Origin of the sequence: Pseudophaeobacter sp. EL27, assembly GCF_900313025.1 — a bacterium.
Classification (GTDB): Bacteria; Pseudomonadota; Alphaproteobacteria; order Rhodobacterales; family Rhodobacteraceae; genus Pseudophaeobacter.
The window spans coordinates 45,359-63,347 of sequence record NZ_OMPQ01000014.1 but is presented as its reverse complement, the minus strand read 5'-3'; the positions used below and the strand labels follow the sequence as shown (position 1 = coordinate 63,347).

Genomic DNA, 17,989 nt, shown 5'->3' with positions numbered 1-17,989 from the left:
CAGCCTCTCCAACAGACAGTAGTCTACCTCTTGCCCCTCCAGGAAAAACGGGTTGCCCTTCGTTGCCCAACCGTCGGCGTAGCTCTCCAATTTTCTGATCCAGTTCATCTCGCTCGAATTTGTGTCCAACAGCGCAAGCAACGACGGACTCGTAAGATCGGCCAGAAATTACGAGACGAACGGTTCTAGCATCGTCACTAGAAATGGCATTTTGCCGTCGAGGATTGATTACAACGCTTGGTTCGAAATGGAGATGCTTTGCCAGAAGGAACACGAACTGAGAATTGAGAGCACCCACATTCGAACAAATGATATCAACACTCTCGGCCCGGCTACTCGTTGCAGCGAATGCCAAAAACAGAGTCGCTACAAAGCCCGTGCACAATCCTTTGAACATTTCACCAGCCTAGATGTCGCATCAATTTCCCAGAACATATTGGTATATAACAAAATTCCTATGTTTTGCGCAAGACGTGAGCCGTCATTCGCTGCAAGCTCCTGAACTGGTAGGTCTGGGCTCGAAGTGAGCATTCGCTGCATCTAGGACGAACGGCAGCTTGAGTGATAGTAGATGGGACCTTCCCAACTCTTCAATCGTCTCCGTGGGTCTGCAAGTTCTCGATCAGTTCCTTGGTTGGAGCCATGTTTTTGAGGTAAAAGCGCTCCAACTGGTCGACTGACGTCCCAGCATTCTTGGCAAGTGTATAGAGGTTCACCTTCCCTTTGGAACCCCTGAGCCGTGCCTGGATGGCATAGTGGCGAAGTGAATAGGGAGACAATTTTCGGTCTTCATCAACGAGCTCTGCCTCCGCCAAAATGTGATTGAAGATGCGGCGGGCAGTATTGATGGCAGTCCTGCGGTTTGGATAGTCCGGCATCCAGACATAGGCTTCCTTGTCGATAGCACCCTTGTCGAATGGATTGAGACTTCCCTGATACATTGGAACCGCAAGAGGCATGGTGACACTCACGTGTCCACCAGTCTTGCCGCCACGGACGTTCATCTCCAAGTGCGCAGGCTCACCTTTAACCTGAATATCTTTGTGCTTCAGGCCAAACAGCTCTCCTTCCGTAGGGCGCAAGAAGGTATGGACGACAAACCGGAACATCTTGGCATGGTGGCCGGTGATTTTAACACCTCGGACCACATCGCCACGCTTGGCACATTCGCCAGCAGCCCTCATGAACTGCTTGTATTCTTTATCCGTGAAGGTGTGCCGGGGAGTGTCCTTGGTCTTGATCTTCGGCATGACCGGCAGAACGTTCAGCAGGCCGTCCTCAACAGCAATCGTCAGGACCTTGCGAATGATGATGACATGTTTGGATTTGGTCGAATGCGCCAAGGGCTTCTTACGGTTCCCATCGAGATGGGTCAGGTAGTCCCGAACCATGCCCGTGGTGATCTTGGAGACATCGTGCTTTCCGAAATAGCAGATTAGACCATCTTTTGACCGGTTCAACAGCTTGTTGTCGCCCTCGGACCATTTGGACTGGCCCTTCTGCATCGCCATCAGCTTCTTGGCATAATGCTCAAAGCTGGTGGTTTTCTTCTTGGCATGGTCGCTGTTGGCTTTGCTGTGGAAATTATCCGCAAACTCAAAGGCTGCTTCTCTCGCTTCCACACGGGATGTTTCTTTGGAGGATCGATGGACGTATTTCTGAGCAACCGGATCCCACAACCGAATGAGCCAGTAGGGGCTGCGGGCTGTCAGCAGTATCGCCAAGCCCTTTCGAAGGGGTTTGTTTTTGAGAATTCGATTTTTGGAATCTTCTGCCAAAGCAAGCCCGTAAAAGAGTGTATAACTGTGTGTAATTTTTACGGGAGAATTTCTAAGGCTTCAACGAACCAAATAAATAATCTATTTCAGTGACTTAATGGCGCCCGGGGGCGGAATCGAACCACCGACACGAGGATTTTCAATCACATTACCAATAATGAAATCAGGCAGTTATATGTGAGTGTCGAATTTTGTGTGCAACTATATGAAATTTGCCCTGTAGTGCTTTGATAAAAATAAGGAAATTCTCTACTCGATAGAGGAATAGTCGCGCTGAATTGCGTATCGAATTTCTCGCTTCACCACATTTTGGAGGTCAAACGTTTCCCACAATCCGTTACGTAGAAAATCTGCGACTTCCTGCTTAGACATATCACTGCGAGCTAGGTACTCATTGACTTCAATCGCAGAGGTTCGCGACAAACCAAGACCAATCAATGAAAGAAGGGTGTCAGTGCTAACGCCAAATTCTAAAAATAAATCGAGCTTAAGGTTTTCTGGGAATTCATCCAGCCGATCCTGTTCCTCATAGTGAAGGCGTAGAACATCAAGGTACGCGGAGAGATATTTCGGAGCTAAAAACCTCGCAACGGTTTCGACCATTTCGAACGTCTTTCTGATAAGGCTCGCGTAGGGAACATCCTCGTCAGCTTCTTCGGGGTGGTTCTTTTTATGACGATCTATTGCGCCCCGGATCATTTGCGCGATCCGCTTGCCCCCCATCCAGTCCAGAGTCGTGAAAGTGCATGCCCATTGATAGGCATCATTGCCGAACTTGGAAGCCATGTGCTCATTGATCCGGTTTAACACTTGCTTCAGTTGAGGCGCCGCGTCGTCGCTTTCAGGCCAAGGTGGCAGCAGGTCCTCTGGTTCCAACTCGGATTCGGTGAAAGAGTCGAGAAGCGCCTGGAGGGCCACCGAACTAATACCGGGATGAGCTGTGATTTGCTCTGCTGGTATCCTGACTTGTGCGGAAGCAGTCCTGAGCGCAAAGTCAATTTGTGGGACAAACTCAACTGGTACTCGTTTTATGGATGGGCAATCTGCAACACTCTCGTTTCGAGCGAACCACGAAAGAAGATAGGCAGTCACGGCCTCCTTTTCGGTGTCGATTGCATGCGGTTTGATAGCGGTACGCATCTCAACGTACTCAATAAGGTTCTCTGAGTTGTTTAGAACCGCGTCGGTTTCTCGGGCAAGAACGAACTTGGATTTTGGTGGCACTCCAGTGGGCCAAGCCAATTTATCTGTCGTGTTGACGCACACAATGTTGCCAGTAAAGTCCGCCCCCCACCGCCCAGCTCTGCCAGCAAGGTTCCAAAAGTCTTGAGGGAGCATGTACTTGCCATTGCCCTTTTTCGGTCCACGCACAACAATAGTTCGACAGGCGAGATTGACTCCTTCAATGAGTGTCGAAGTACAAACGAGGAAACGGATTTTGCCGGTGCGAAACAGTCTTTCGATCTCGTTGCGCAAGATTGCGGGCATGTTCCCGTAGTGAAAAGCAACGCCTCGTTTGACCAGCGGAACAAGCTGGAACATTGGGTGGATAGATGTTTTGCAGAATTCTGATAAATCGTGCAGTTCTTCATCCACGATCTCGTCGTCGATCTCTCTTTCAAGTCCGGCATAGATGATATTCGCAATCTTTTCCGCATCCGAGGGTCTGTTCGCGTAAACCAAAGTGCCTTGGTTCTTCTGACCGAGTGCTAGGGCAACATAGGCAAGTTTTTTTCGTGGAGACCCTTCATGCCGGTCGTGAAGAGTGATTTTGCCGAATGGTCCATCTTCCTCGCTACCCACGAAGGAAAGTGTCCATTCTTGCGGGTGGCGAAAAACCTGTTCTGCAGCGATCAAGTTCTGCGTAACTGTCGGTGCTCCCCCCGGGACCGCTGACTTCGAGCTGTCCGACGGAGCGTCAGACAACAATAGATCCGGGTTTTCTGAATGTGGGCTGAGAAATACGAACTTGCCACTTTCATTTGTTCGGTAAATTCTCTCTACAGCGTCTTGAAGAAGCACACCTCTGTCACCGTCTCCGAGCTTTTGGGCTTCGTCAACAATCGTGATGTCGATCTCTGGAGCAACATCAAAGCCGTTCAGAAAGAGGTGCAGGCGTTCTTGTGTCAAAACAAGTATCGTAGGTTCGGTTAGGTCTCCAAACTCGGGGACCGGTAGGGAGGAAACTCGTAGCGAGGGAAGCTTGAAAGATTTGCTTAGCTCCACAAGTTCGTTTTCGATTTCACTGACGAGTGCTCTTGTCGGTGCCAAAAACACAGCAAGCCCGCATGACGAGTCTTGGAATTGCCTTAATAGCCAGTTCAGAACGAGGTAGGTCTTTCCTGCTGCCGTTGGTGCTGTTGCAGAGACCCAATCAGAATCCTTGAGTCGATCCCAAAGCTTGATCTGAAAACTGTTTCCGGCGATTGCGTTTGAATCGGATAAGACGATGGAAGACTCAAGCAGTCTACGATTAGCCAATAAGGTCTCTGAGACCCCCAACCTTTCCAGAATCCCTCCGGCAATTAGACCACGTTCTTCTGCCAGAGAGATCGAGCGAGAGTTGGAAAGCTGTGTAAGGACTACTGCTCCTGCGTCCCTCACCGTCGTTGTATCGCCAAATTGCATTGCCGCTTGAGCGATCATTAGGGATGTTTCTTGGTGCCCAATGTCCTCACTTTCAGCGAGGACACTGGATGCAAGTAGAAGTTTACGCCAGTTTGGGCTGTCTGTTTCTTTTTCGTTGCAGTCAACAGTGTCCTTACCCAAGCTTCGCCGTGCGTGCCAGCCACGAAGATTTCGGATATCGTCTCGCACCCCCTGATCGGACACGATCCATTTTTGAAGGTCCGTTCCACTCATTTTGCCACCCCAAGACTTTCTAGAAAGTATGCCCGAAAATCCTCTACCGAGCGCATGGGGATACAAACAAAATGAATGTCAAAAACTTTTAGGTTCTCCGCTTCAACACGTTTGCCAATGTACTTTTTCCAGTTATCAAGTTGCCCCTGTATGGTGCTGACGATTTGATTGAAGTCCGCTGTTTCACCTTCGGAGGGGAATGCCTCGTCATCAAAGCCGACAAGTGCGAAACCGCAAAGCCGGAGCTTTTTCGAGGCAGGATCATCAGGGCTAAGAAAGCTCTTGATGACAGTTTCAAGATGCCCATCTGCGAGGTCTGAGTATTCGTTTAGGAGAAGAATGTCTCGTGCGTTTTCTGCGTCTTCACCCAGCTCTTCAGTTAGGAATGGAGCAAGCGACTTAAGGCAAGCTTTTATGGCTTTTTTCGCGTCAGCGTAGACCTTTGACTCACCCCAGAACAGGTTGAAGTATCCGTCTTCACCACCTGAGGCATACACGCCATCGGCACCGTGATAGTGCATGGATGAGCTTGTTTTTAATCGCATTTTGCAGAGTATTTGCTTCAGCTTGAATTCTTTTTCTGCAAGCGCAAAAAGCAAGAATTCACCACCTTCCCCGGTTGTCTTCAGGGAGGTGAACGACCTCTTTGCTTCTTCGTGAAGTTTCGCCAAGGCTGCAGGCGAACCGGTTTCGTTCAGTTCTTTTTTCGCTTGCTGCAATTTGGACGGTGGAACAGCGTATTCAACGACACGATTACGCAAGAACTCGACGAGAAGCTTAATCCGCAATCGCCCATTCCCGTCGAGGGTTGGTATGTAGCAGTGCGCGGTCGTCTTGGTACCATCAACCACTAAGTCGCGCTCCACCACATGCAAATGGGAGTCAGTGACGCTCGCACCACCTGAAATGGCGGCTTCTAGTTTTTCTTGGAAATCGGTGTCCAGTGGTGCGGTCATTTTTTTCTTGGCATCTCTCAATACGCTTGCCGCCAAACTTCCGAATCGATTGTCATAGAGTAGAAATGGGCAGTTCGAACGTCTGTTTGATTGTCATATGTTAGTATTTTTCACAACTTAGGGCGTAAATGCATGCGGGAACAAGCCAATATCGCGAAGTTTGATGTGGAGTGCAGTATTGACATAGAGGCACCAACCGACATTGGGACCGCATGAGCTTTCTGTCGTGAATGGTTTCTTTTGTGAACCAACGGGACAAACCCGCATATGCAGAGAATGGCAGAGATCCACCCTTTTGCCTGAAAAGGCGCAGACCTTGCGACATCCAAACAGCTAGGACCATACCCATATGCCGACTCGTTGCCACTGTCTCCGGCGCAATCTACATCGCGGGCAACAAGAAGAACACTAATGCGGCAAGTTCAAGCATCGTCCGCATAAACGCGAAAGGAAGCTCCGAGTGCAGCACAGTTGGCTTTTGCCCCCAAAAGAAGCGCATCCAGTTGTTGCATTCTGCGTATCCTAGCGGTTTCTTGACCACCCTCGATCTCGGCCCTAGCTCTAGCGAGTTCCGCCTTCCGGACACGCGGTTGAAGTACAACGACTTCCAGCTCAAGGTCCGATCCAACATCAGCCAATGCACCCAAAAAACCTGACCTGTCAGCCTGACGGATTCCATTGTACCAGACCGCATCGCGCAGCACGCCATTGCCATTTGCCGCTAGCTTTTCATGAAGCAACCCGCGGTCAACATGTCTCAGATTCTTGACCGCTTGCCCTACCACAACCTCGTATTCTGATACGGATATCTGGCGACTATCGTTTTCTGAGCCACTGCCTTTGGCATGTATCAGAGTGAGCTTTGCACTTCCTGGATTATCATCCAAATGTATGAAGTCGGCAGACTCACCAGCTCCATCGTCGCAGACCAGCCATCCCGTCGAGTCACCCATGCCTTCAACATTCGGCCAGTGCTTTACGATCAAGCCGAACAAGGAAGTATCTTCGTCGTCACCCGTCGTTTCGACGGCAAAACGTTTGCCATCTAAGGGTTTTTCTTGTTTGACGGAAACACCGGCCGCTCCCATGTCCACCCATCGCCAATCTTCAAACTGGGCATCGCGGAATTGAGTAAGGTAGAACTGCCCGCGCGCAAAGGTGTGACCGGTGTCGAAATATAGCGTCAGGTTTTCTTGATCAGTGCAAACTTCTAGAATTTCTTCATGGTGTTCCTTGGTTTCATCCCAAGTCAGTTTTTCAATACTGAGCTTTTGAACACCACCTCCCTTGGCTTCAAATTTGAATGACAATTCTCCGTATTGTTCATCTCCCCACATCACTCTGGCAAGAAAATCCGGAGTCCCTTCTTGTTCAAAGACAGAAAAGTGTACTTGGTCCGCAAACTGCTGAAACCAGCGATCATCACCGCCGCCTTCAACCACATCCGCTAGAAGTTGTTCGGGAACAATTATGGCAACACCATATGGGTGTTCGACATCACCAACATCTGCTGTCGGGCGGGCAAGCACAGGGATGGGGGTATAATTTTTGTCTCCTTCGTCCAAGCTACGTTTTGCTTGACACAATACCTTTGCCAATCGATCAGTGAATTGGTTCCAATCTCTACATGGACCAAGCCATATCCGTGCATGTTTGGGGCTCGTGCCAATGATGGCATTTCGACCATCCTGCGCCAATTCAGTGTTCGAAGAAGTCGTTCTTACTGAACTGAAGTAGTAGCTTTGATCTTCCAAAGGATCCAAGGCGTTTTCCAACTCCGCTCCTGAGAGTACCTTCGCGTCAGGTTTCACGAGCGAGCGCCGATGGGCGCCGCTGAGCCACAAGGTCCGAACCTTATCTTCGACAAACGCTGCTTCGACGTCTGTAGCTGCCATCTTCTTGATATGTTTGAACGATGCCTTGTCATCCTTTGCTATTGCTCGCACAACCGTCTGCCTGGCGGCACCATCCGTGAAACAAATTGCCAGCACATCTTCCCGTGAGGAGATTACTACCAGATGATGAAGCGTGTTTTTCAGATCATCCCGGGCATACCAAGCAGGCGGGCGTTTTTCGTCATACGCCAGCCAAGTTAACTCCAAACCACCCGGCAACTCTTCGGGGTCTCCAACCGTTGAAAAGCTACGAGTTGCTGAAGATGCCTCGTTCTTTGGGAGCACGCTCGCCCGGAGCACTGCAATGATATCCTTTTTGAGGTCACCCAAAAGGATTTCAGTGTTGGTCGTAATTCTGAAAAGGGTTGCCGATAGATAAGGTCGGCAATCGTCATGAGAAATAGGCACACTTCACCTCCAACGAGCTTACTTCTGTGAGAACTCCAATAGCAAGGAGGCCCACCATAGGAAATTCATACTCCACATTCCAACGCAAGACGCTATTCTACCTATAGAGTATTAAATCTATGGATGAAGAGATTGAGCAAAAATATTGTCATACTTTGCGATGGAACTTCGAACGAGATCTCACAGGATAGGACCAATATCCTGCGGCTCTTTGGGTGCCTCAAGAAATCTCCAGAACAATCTGTGTTCTATGATCCAGGCGTTGGCACCTTTGGGGCAGAAAACTCGGCCTCATACTACTACCGGCGCGGTGTTGAGATTTGGGGCCTGGCAACTGGTTGGGGGTTGGACGCCAACGTGAAGGAAGCCTACCGCTATCTAGTCAAACATTACGAACATAAACCCAGTGGCGGCGACGATGACCAAGCAGATCAAATTTATATCTTTGGCTTCAGCCGCGGCGCATACACCGCAAGGGTCCTGGCCGGCTTCATTCACGCGGTCGGGCTGCTTCATCCTGACAACCTAAACCTGCTTGACTACGCATACCGGGCCTACAAGGGCATTGGGGGCAATGCAGGCAACGAAGGGAACGACAGAAAATTTGCAGAAGTCCGTTTGTTTGAACGCATGCTCCGTCCAACCAGGCCCAGAATTCGTTTCCTGGGACTTTTTGATACAGTTGGATCTGTCATTGAGAGCGGAAGGTTTGGCCCAAGGCTCAGGTCTCATGCGTTCACAAGCACCAACTCAAGTGTTAAAAGTATCCGGCATGCACTTGCCTTGGATGAGCGCAGAACAATGTTCCAACCTCAGCTTTGGCCTACGGGAAAACCGTACCGCTCCGAACATTTCAATCCAAAGTCTGAAGTAGAACAAGATGCCAAAGAGGTCTGGTTCGTAGGGTCTCATGGTGATGTTGGAGGAGGATATCCCGAGCCTAAGAGCGCAATTGCCAAGATACCTCTAGAGTGGATGATTCACGAAGCCCAGTCAGCGGGTTTGAAACTCAAAACACGGACCATCAATACCATCGTCTTCGCTCAAAACGGCGGACAGTACGTGGGACCTGATGCCCAAGCTCCGATAAACGACTCCATGACCAGAGCATGGTCGATCATAGAGGGCATTCCAAGATTCAAACGCAGCCACATCCCGACCACAAGAAAGACCGCTGCAGGGGTATACATCCCTTGGTTCGAGGAGCGAATTGTTCCAGATGGGGCAAATATTCACTCGAGTGTCTTTGAGCACAATCAATGCCACAACGCCGTAGAAAGGTCGAATTTGCCAAGGAACTACAACACTTTTTGAGTTGGAAAAATTGACCCACACAGCCCCTTTGACTGACAAGTACTAGAGAATTCAACGCGCGAACAGACGCCTTCCGCTCCCCAAACTAGCTGCTACCACTGATTCTGATGTGGCCGACGCGGTCACATTGGGGCTTAGAAACCTCTCACGAAGAATGGTCGCTGGGCGACCAGCGACACCTTTGACCTATGGTCGGGGTGTTTGCGTAAAAATTTCAAGCAATCGAGCAGCTAGATCCGCGCATCCACGGGCGTGCTTTCCGCAACGACCTGCAGAACATCCATAGGATCAGCCCGCAAAGCCCGGCACAGGATCACCAGTTCGGGCACATCGATCCGCCGCTGCCCACTTTCGATCCGTGCAACAAACGACTGATGGCAGCGCAGCCTTTCCGCGAGCGACGCTTGAGAGAGGCCAGCATCTTTGCGAGCCTGAATGAGCGCAGCCACGAGCGCAATTTGCCCTTCTGAACGCAGTGTCTTTGTCATTTGGTCCCTCGCAACTAGCGAGGGTTCCAATAATCTTGAAATCAGATTATCTAAAAAGTAGATATTTCATGTCGGCCTTCCACTTGGATGGCCGTACCAAGGCATTGCGAGCACATCTCGCGTAGCAATTTCACCTTTCGGAGGTCCGCGTGACTGAAGCGAATATAGAATGGTTTTACATCATCGGCGGCGAACGTCTTGGGCCGGTCACTTTCTCTGACCTGAAGACGCGCTACGAGAACGGAGAGCTGAACGAGAAGACACTCGTTTGGACCAAGGGTTATGCGGACGACTGGAAGAGGATCGCAGAGGTTCCGGGGGTCAGAGAAGCAAACGAACCGCCATTGGTGCCGACAGGCGAGATACAGAACCACTGGCTGTATATGCTGATACTGGTGCCGCTAGTGATGACCTTTGCGGACTTGATGATCGGACAACTGGCAGCAGGTCCTTTTGGTTGGACCTCCTTGCCCGGGGCCTCGTTCCTGCTGGTCTTCTTTGCCAATACGCTCTGCGCTTTGTTCGATCAGAACGCCGTGGAACGAAGTGGCCGCAAGGATGCGGCAGACGGCCTGTTGGTTTGGATACTGTTGTTTGTTCCGGCCTACATTTTCTTGCGCTCAAAACGAACGGGCTTGGGCAGTGGGCCGCTGTTTGCGTGGATTGGCATGTTGGTGCTGGGCGGGTTCATTTCGATTGCATGGCCGGGAGGTGGCTACACTATGTCGGGTCTGCCGAAGTGCGACAGCCGAACATCCATGAGCATGATCGAAGACCTTTATCCCAACATTCCGATCAACTTTGCCAATGCCGAAGTGGTCAGGATTACGGACATCAAAGAGGTCAAATACTCAGAAACGCTTGGCCAGCGTGAGTGCAGCGCCACGGTTCAAAACACCAGCGGCACAGCCACACCGATTGCCCTGACGATCTCCGAGACGAACAATCAGTTCTATTTTCAGGTTCGGTTTGCCAGCTTCTAGCCGATTGAAACAAATACATTCCCAACCCAAAAGGCTTTTACAAGATGAAGCGACTTTTCAAACTAACCGCCGCTGCGACAGCACTATTGGTGATGCAGGCCTGCATTCCAACATCTGTCAAACTGACGAACGCCGATGGTCACGATATGCTTGTAATGTACTATCCTGGCGGCACTTCGCTACTCGATCTGGTGATGATCAACGGCACCTACTACTTCGGGAAAGCACAGTACCAATTGGATGATCCATTGGCTGACATAGGGTTTCGTTTTGAAAGCGGCGAACGTGTCAGGGCGGAGTGTATTCGCGTCGGCCAGGACATCATCGGGCAGGATAGATGCACTCTCTACAAGGTTTTTCGAAGCGATTTCAGGCTGTTTCCTGAAGGAACCTTGATACCCAGTCCGGGCCTTTAAGAAGCCTGAGGGCTGCTGGTGTCTGCTTACAGGAAGGAAGGGCAGCTCCCAGCCCAGAGGAGACATCGCTATAAAATCATCTCCATAGAAAGCGGATTTTAAACGTGACCAGCAGCAAAACCCTTATGCGGTACAAATCAACCTCTTGTTTGCGGACTGTGCTGAAGCAGAAACAACGCCTTTGGTGCTGGTTACTCGCCGCAAGAACAGACCTCCGACGCTAGAATATCCGTCCGTTCGTAGATCACACTGGTCGGAACCTTGCTGGGCGTTTGCGCGATTATTGCGAAATTCGGGCAAGACTGAGACAGTTGTCCCCGGTCAGGAGACTCTAGCGGCTTGATGATGGTTGGTCAGTTCCTTATTGCCATAGGGTAGGCAAGATTATGCTCCCTTCATTTACGACCAGATCATTCAGTTCTTACGCGAGAAAAGCCTTTGTCCGAAATCCCGCCATTCCTGAATTACCACAACGCCCTCGCCGATTTTTTGCAGCGCGAAGAAGCCGATACCTGGGCTTGGTTTGCCTCTGACAAATTGACAGAACAGGCCTTTGATGAAAATCGACTGATGTTGCTGAAAAATGCAGTGCGATTGGACGCAGGGTCGCATGACAGATTGTTCGCTGTTGTGGGCGAAGTGAAAAAAGCGCTTGAGATTGACGTGCCGCTCAACCTTTTTCAGGGCACGGGAAGTCATCGGAATGCCGCGTTGATCTATACCCCCAATGAAATCAACATCATGTTTGAGGGCGAGATCATTGATATTCTCAACGACGCTGAGTTGCGCTGCCTGCTGGGTCATGAGATGGCGCATTACCTGCACAAGACCCGCGAGGATGGGCGGTATTTCACGGCTGATCGGATGCTGGGGTGGATTTGCGGGGAAAATGGATCGCATCCTGCGCATCTGCAGTCGCTCTGGCTGTCGCAGATCTATCAGGAGATTTTTGCTGACCGGGTCGGCCTTATGGTTTGTGCGAACCGGGATGCAGCAATTTCCTTGCTGATCAAGGTTGGGTCCGGGTTGAAGAAGTTTTCGGTTGAAACCTATCTCGAACAGGCAGCGGAGGCGCTTGATTTAAGCAAGAAGGACGGATCGCAGGGGGGATCACATCCTGAAACCTACATCCGCGCGATTGCTCTTGCCGATTGGGCCAAGGACAAAGAGACCGCTGACGCGCGTCTTCCCAAGTTGGTGGAAGGTGATGACCAGTTGGAACGGCTGGACCTGCTGGCGCAGCGCAAACTGACCGATCTGACCCGCCTGACGATACAGAAACTTCTGAGCGCCGATTGGGCTCAGTCCGAAGAGATCGAGGCGCACGCCCGCGCTTACTTCCCAGATTTTGACCGCACAATGATCCCATCCGATGACACAGAACTGTCCCGCCTGCCGGAGGCAAGTGATGACGTGAAGGATTACATGGCATCGGTTCTGCTAGATTTTGCAGCTGCGGATCCGGATCTTGAAGACGAACCGTTATTGGAAGCAATGCAGTTTGCCGACAAATACGGGCTGTCGGATGCGATTACACCGCGCATTACCAAAGACCTTGGTGTGCCCAAGAAAAAGCTGGTGTCACTGCGCAAGGCACTTGTGGAGGTGCCCAATGATTGATGTTGCAGAACATGGTTTCTTTGAGCTTCTTGAAAGCTGGAATGAAACGCATTCAATCGGGAATGAGGACCTGTTGGCCGCCGTTTTGCCCCTGATGCAGCAGGTCGCTGAGGTGCATGATGCCGGACAAGTGGCTCCGTTGTTTCCGCTGGCTAAGCTGAAAACGGATCATGGCCATCTGTTCTTTATTCAGACCGATGCAAGTGCACCGGCATCGGACCGCGCGGTTCGCAGTCGCAAGGACTTGCAGGCCAAGAGCGGTATCAAGGTCGTGAGTGAACTCAGAGTGACTTCTGATGACACAACCGGAACCAACGTGCATGACGCAAAAGTTGTAGAGGATGCCGAAGCCGGTCCACTTTTTTTAACCCATTACCGGTCCTGGGAGGTCGAAGCAGGCCATCACGACCCGATCACTGACATCTATGGGCTGGGAATGATCATCGGTTCACTGGCGACCGGTCTTGATTTTCGGCAGAAGGAACAGCTCGAAACCTTTACCCGCTATCGCAGTGATTTGGCTCAGTTGAACAATCGGCTTAGCCCGGTGATCTGTCGCGCGATCGAGCGCATGACCGAGTTGGAACGGTTCAACCGAGCACAAGACATGCCCACCCTGATCCGCGCGTTTGAAAACCATCGCATGATCGGTTCAGTTTTTGACAATGAACTGACAACGAGTGCTTCATTCGGGACAGATGCCAATTTGCCCAGAGGTGAGTTGCTTAAGCGTTTGCGCGCCCGGCTATATGATATGACTAGGCGCAATCGACTGATCTACCACAAGCCTGTCTCGACCGAATTGAACCTGACAGAAACATCCGTGCCTTTGGTTATGAATTTTCAGGCGATCAAATCCGAAGAACTGTTCACCGCAGATGCCCGTGCCATGCAAATGCTGCTGTCGGGCAAAGAGGTTGCCTTGCGGGATTACATTCGTTTTGAAGAGATGCAGTTTGCGCCATCAGTCCTGTCCAAGCTACGCTCAGAAAGTGCGCGGGTTGCGCGGGAATATGGGGCAGCCCCACTGCGTTTGGTGCCCGTATTCCTGCGTTGGTATGATCTGAAGAACGATCCGCATGTGCCGATTTCCTCGCCGCTTTTGTTGCTGCGGGCAGAATTGAAGCGCCGCAAGGGGGTAAAGGATGTCTTCACCCTAAAAGCTCTTGATACAGTGGCCGAGGTCAATCCGGCCTTATCCTTTGCGTTGGAAAAGCTGTTTGGCATCAAACTGCCAAGAACGGTGGACATGTCTCAGCCGGAGGCCCTGCAGGATCTCTATCAACTTATCGAGACCCAGATTTTGTCCAGCGAGCCCGGTGTACGCCTGGAATATGCAGACAAACCGCGTATCAAGGTATTGCACCAAAAGGTGCGCCGCCGCCTAGATCAATTTAACAAGCGCCGCGTTGGCATAGTTAAAGGCAGGCGGGCGCGATCTGGGCTTCGCTATTCCTATGAGCATCCTGGGTTCAACCCGCTGGGGCTACAGCTATTCAAAGAATACGTCACACCTGCGCAGGCTCCCAATCAGGCCGTGATGGGGCGGGCACTGCCTCGGATGTTCAGTACCTCTCACGTGGTCGATCCTGCAATGGCAGAACGTGAGGCGACAACGTTTTCTTCGGCGCAGGACACTGATGGACGCTTTAACTGGAGCTTTGATCTTTGCTCGGTAACCCTTGCCAACTTTAACTATCGAAAAATGTCTCTAGTGCGGGATTATGACTCCATCTTGGCGGGTGAATTGCCTCCAAATCCCGCCTTTGATCTGCTGTTCAATGAACGCAATTTTGATACTGGTGGCATTCCCAGCCTTCCCAAGCCGGAACATCGCTATCCAGTCATCGAAATGGATCCTAGTCAGGAAAAATCGGTTCTGAATGCTCGCAGTGGGGAAAGTTATGTCATTCAGGGCCCGCCTGGTACGGGCAAATCACAGACCATCACCAACCTGATTGCGGACTTCATCGGGCAAGGGAAACGTGTGCTGTTCGTTTGTGAAAAACGCGCCGCTTTGGATGTGGTGTTCAACCGTTTGACGGGCGTGGGCCTTGGGGCTCTGTGTAGTCTTGTGCACGACAGTCAGCAAAACAAGCGCGATTTCATTCAAGAGATGGAGGAGATCTACACGCGTTGGACCAGTGAGGCTCGTCCAAAGACCACGGCCATGCTGACGGATGAACGTACGGCACTGCTAAGACGTATTTCAGAAGCGCTTGCTGATGTGCGCGTGCATATCAAGGCCATGTCCTCCGCTGCGGTTGGGACAAATGAAGCGCTTTATTCCGTGATTGACCGCGCGCTGAGCGCCCCTGCGACCGGTTTGGACGATGATGATCGGGACCTGTTGCCTGATCTGTCGGATTGGTTGGAGTATGAGGATGCCGTAGACCGGGCGCTGACCGGAACCAAAGGCTTGGCAGGGGGGCAGTGTCTGTCGCAACGACCCGAAAGACTGTTGGCCCCGGCGGTCTGGGCAGATGACAAGACCCTGGATCAGGTGCCGGAACGGGCCGCAAATCTGGCGTCGCGCGCCAAGCTGTTGACCGGAATAAGCGCCGACCTGTTTGGTGAGATCACCAGCGCGGGTGCTGGGTTTGCGCAAATTCGGTTTGCTGCGCGTGTTGCCGCAATGGCAGAGGTGGGACAACTAGGCCTGCTGGACCCTGCAAGCCGCGAAAGCCGCCAGTTCAAGGGCGAATTGCGCCTGGTAGAGGAGAAAAAGCGTGCCTTAGCTGCGGCAGCTGAAAAGGCATCCGCCTGGACCCAGCGGCTGACCCCTGATGAAACCAAAACAGCGCTGCGGCTGGCGCAGGACAAAGAAGGCAAATTCCTGTCGTTCCTGTCTGGCCCTTGGCGGCAATTGAAAAAAACCGTTTCGTCGCGCACACGGACGGTGGATGCCGCTGTTGCTCCCACTGTGGTAGATCTTCTATCGCAGCTTGATGCTGAACATACAGCCAGAGCGGTACTGGTTGAAACCAAACGGCAAACTGCTGGGCGGTATGGATTTGAAGATTTCACAGTCCTTTCCACAATTGTGGCGGAACGGGCGGCAGGGAGAATGGCAGAAGGGGTCGCAGTAGACCCGATCCTGGCCAACGTGGCGAGTGATCCGGCCGCTTCGGAGCGTCAGGTGCTGGCGTTGGCCCGCCACGCTCCTGTGGTCGAAGGGCTGTTGGAAGAAGCTACCGGCCTGATTGACGGGCTGGAAACATTGCCACTGTCTGAGTTGGCTCTGGTGCTTGATGCGCTCGCACTCAGCCGGCCGCATTTGCGTGATCTGAAGTTCATGTTGCAACCGCTGGCAGAAGCGCCTGCATCGATCTGGCGTTGTTTGCGCAACCTTGATTTATCAACAGATCAGTTGCACGCAGAAATCCTGTCTGAGACTGTGCGCCGCAGCGTGGTCCAGACTCCTGGCCTGTCGGCTATTGATCATGCCATGCTTGAGCGGGCTCGTGCAAAGATCGCAGAGAGCCGGAAGGCCCTGCAAAAGGTCAATGCGAGTCTGCTGGAACTGCGTGCCATGGAAACCTTTGACACCCATATCGCGTTGACCGCTGAAATGGATCGCAACCTGTCGATGGAAGACCGGGCGCACAAGTCATCCTATGCCAAGGCGCGTCGGGCATTAGAACATGAATTCAAAAAGACCCGTGCCTATCGGTCGCCGCGCGAAATGTTAGGTGGTCCTGCCGGAGCATTGATACCGGACATGAAGCCGATCTGGTTGATGAGCCCGCTTTCAGTGGCGGATGTGCTGCCACTTGATTCCGATCTGTTTGATGTGGTGATCTTCGACGAGGCATCGCAAATTCCAGTAGAAGATGCGGTGCCAACATTGATGCGCGCTCCGCAGATCATCGTTGTGGGAGATGAGATGCAGCTCCCGCCGTCAAAGTTCTTTGGCAGTAGTGACGCTGCCGAGGGTTTTGATGATGCTGAAGAAGATTTGAACTTTGAATTGGAGCAGGATAGCTTTCTGACCCTTGCGGCAGAACGGTTGAAATCGACGATGCTTAGCTGGCACTATCGATCGCGCAGCGAAGAGCTGATAAGCTTTTCCAACGGGGCCTTTTACAATGGGCAGTTATTGACGATTCCGGCGACACACAACCGGCAGGCGCAACCTCAAATCGATGTGATGGATGCAGGGGCTCCCCCGCTAACCGCATCCGAGATTTTGGCGCGTCCAATTTCCTATCATATGATCAATGAGGGTGTTTATGCCCTGCGGCGAAACGCCGAAGAAGCTCGCTATATCGCCCATCTGCTGCGCGACATCCTTGCTCAGGAAAGTCACAAAACGATCGGCATCGTCGCCTTCTCGGAGGCGCAGCAATCCGAGATTGAAACCGCTTTGAGAGATCTGGCACGTACCGACAAGGACTTTTCTCGCCAGCTCGAAACTGAATTTGAACGCGAAAGTGATGGCGAATTCATCGGGCTTTTCGTAAAGAACCTCGAGAATGTACAGGGCGACGAACGAGACATCATTTTGCTGTCGATCTGCTATGCTCCGCCGGAAAATGGTAAGATGCGGATGAACTTTGGCCCCATCAACAAGGTCGGAGGCGAAAAGCGCCTGAATGTTATCTTTTCGCGTGCGAAGGAAAACATGATCGTTGTGTCGTCGATCACCTCTGAGCAGATCACCAACGACTATAATGCAGGTGCCAACGCGCTGAAGACTTTCTTGCGGTATGCGCAACTTGCCTCAACCGGAGATAGGCAAGGAGCAGGTCTGGCCCTTAAGGCGGTAATGAGCAATGTGGACCGGAACGAAAAACCTGTGAATGTGGCCGCAGAACAGATTGCCGATGCCTTGCAAAGGCGCGGAATTGTTGCAGTGGTCAACCACGGCATGTCCCGCTTTTGCGTCGATGTCGCCGTCCGCCACGCGGATGAACCAGACTTTAAGCTGGCCATTCTGATCGATAGAAAAGAGACCTATGCGAACCATGCCACTTTAGAAGTTTTGACTGAACGTGCCATTCTGCTGGAAGCTTTTGGTTGGAAGGCTGTGACCGTCACCTCGCGGGAATGGCGGGATAATCCTACCAAGATCGTTGACGTGATAAGGGCCTGCTTGGAAGGCGAACCCAGTTGAATGCCAAGCAAGGCTTCCATTGGCCTCGCGCTGAATAGGAATGTTTCTTACGAGGGATTCAGAACATTTCGCAGTCCAAATCTCGCATTTTGCCTACACAAATTGATCTGGGAAATGGCCAAAACAATCAGCGTTGCGTGCGGCTCTAGGATC

General features: G+C 51.7%; 10 protein-coding genes. 5 read left to right on the top strand and 5 right to left on the bottom strand.

Features of this window, described 5'->3' with window-relative positions; translation table 11 throughout:
* Positions 1-590: 590 nt before the first annotated feature.
* The 4 genes from ED661_RS17705 to ED661_RS17690 all read right to left on the bottom strand — a co-directional run bounded on the left by ED661_RS17705 (position 591) and on the right by ED661_RS17690 (position 7,899).
* Complete coding sequence (locus ED661_RS17705) at positions 591-1,778, bottom strand: site-specific integrase (protein WP_174214196.1); 1,188 nt, start codon at positions 1,776-1,778, stop codon at positions 591-593.
* 249 nt (positions 1,779-2,027) lie between these two features.
* Positions 2,028-4,640 carry a DEAD/DEAH box helicase gene (locus tag ED661_RS17700; protein ID WP_122075601.1) on the bottom strand — a complete coding sequence of 871 codons (2,613 nt, stop codon included), beginning with the start codon at positions 4,638-4,640 and terminating at the stop codon, positions 2,028-2,030.
* Positions 4,637-5,596, bottom strand: coding sequence for a DUF1837 domain-containing protein (locus tag ED661_RS17695; protein WP_122075599.1), 960 nt, complete (start codon positions 5,594-5,596; stop codon positions 4,637-4,639). Before ED661_RS17695 ends, ED661_RS17700 begins: the two co-directional genes overlap by 4 nt.
* A 422-nt stretch (positions 5,597-6,018) precedes the next feature.
* Entirely contained in the window at positions 6,019-7,899 is a 1,881-nt protein-coding gene (locus ED661_RS17690) for a hypothetical protein (RefSeq protein WP_216822463.1), read from the bottom strand.
* Positions 7,900-8,031: 132 nt separating this feature from the next.
* Between ED661_RS17690 and ED661_RS17685 the strand changes: the two genes are divergently transcribed.
* Positions 8,032-9,213: a DUF2235 domain-containing protein gene (locus ED661_RS17685; protein WP_122075884.1), complete on the top strand. Its 1,182-nt coding sequence runs from the start codon at positions 8,032-8,034 to the stop codon at positions 9,211-9,213.
* 230 nt (positions 9,214-9,443) lie between these two features.
* Here ED661_RS17685 and ED661_RS17680 read toward each other — a convergent pair whose 3' ends face one another.
* Positions 9,444-9,701 carry a helix-turn-helix domain-containing protein gene (locus ED661_RS17680; RefSeq protein ID WP_122075597.1) on the bottom strand — a complete coding sequence of 86 codons (258 nt, stop codon included), beginning with the start codon at positions 9,699-9,701 and terminating at the stop codon, positions 9,444-9,446.
* Positions 9,702-9,850: 149 nt separating this feature from the next.
* Here ED661_RS17680 and ED661_RS17675 point away from each other — a divergent pair, with 149 nt between their 5' ends.
* From ED661_RS17675 to ED661_RS17660, 4 genes are all read left to right on the top strand, one after another.
* Positions 9,851-10,684, top strand: coding sequence for a DUF4339 domain-containing protein (locus ED661_RS17675; protein WP_122075595.1), 834 nt, complete (start codon positions 9,851-9,853; stop codon positions 10,682-10,684).
* Positions 10,685-10,728: 44 nt separating this feature from the next.
* Positions 10,729-11,100, top strand: a complete 372-nt coding sequence (locus ED661_RS17670) for a hypothetical protein (RefSeq protein WP_122075593.1) — start codon at positions 10,729-10,731, stop codon at positions 11,098-11,100.
* 438 nt (positions 11,101-11,538) lie between these two features.
* Complete coding sequence (locus tag ED661_RS17665) at positions 11,539-12,720, top strand: M48 family metalloprotease (protein WP_122075591.1); 1,182 nt, start codon at positions 11,539-11,541, stop codon at positions 12,718-12,720.
* The gene (locus ED661_RS17660) at positions 12,713-17,836 is read left to right on the top strand and encodes an AAA domain-containing protein (protein WP_162930172.1); all 5,124 of its coding nucleotides are present in this window, start codon (positions 12,713-12,715) and stop codon (positions 17,834-17,836) included. The genes ED661_RS17665 and ED661_RS17660 overlap by 8 nt, the downstream gene beginning before the upstream one ends.
* Positions 17,837-17,989 lie beyond the last annotated feature (153 nt).

Bases quoted from the DNA above. Each gene is read 5' to 3' on its own strand.
- ED661_RS17700 (WP_122075601.1), bottom strand. From the start codon at position 4,640: ATGAGTGGAACGGACCTTCAAAAATGGATCGTGTCCGATCAGGGGGTG.
- ED661_RS17695 (WP_122075599.1), bottom strand. From the start codon at position 5,596: ATGACCGCACCACTGGACACCGATTTCCAAGAAAAACTAGAAGCCGCC.
- ED661_RS17680 (WP_122075597.1), bottom strand. From the start codon at position 9,701: ATGACAAAGACACTGCGTTCAGAAGGGCAAATTGCGCTCGTGGCTGCG.
- ED661_RS17670 (WP_122075593.1), top strand. From the start codon at position 10,729: ATGAAGCGACTTTTCAAACTAACCGCCGCTGCGACAGCACTATTGGTG.
- ED661_RS17660 (WP_162930172.1), top strand. From the start codon at position 12,713: ATGATTGATGTTGCAGAACATGGTTTCTTTGAGCTTCTTGAAAGCTGG.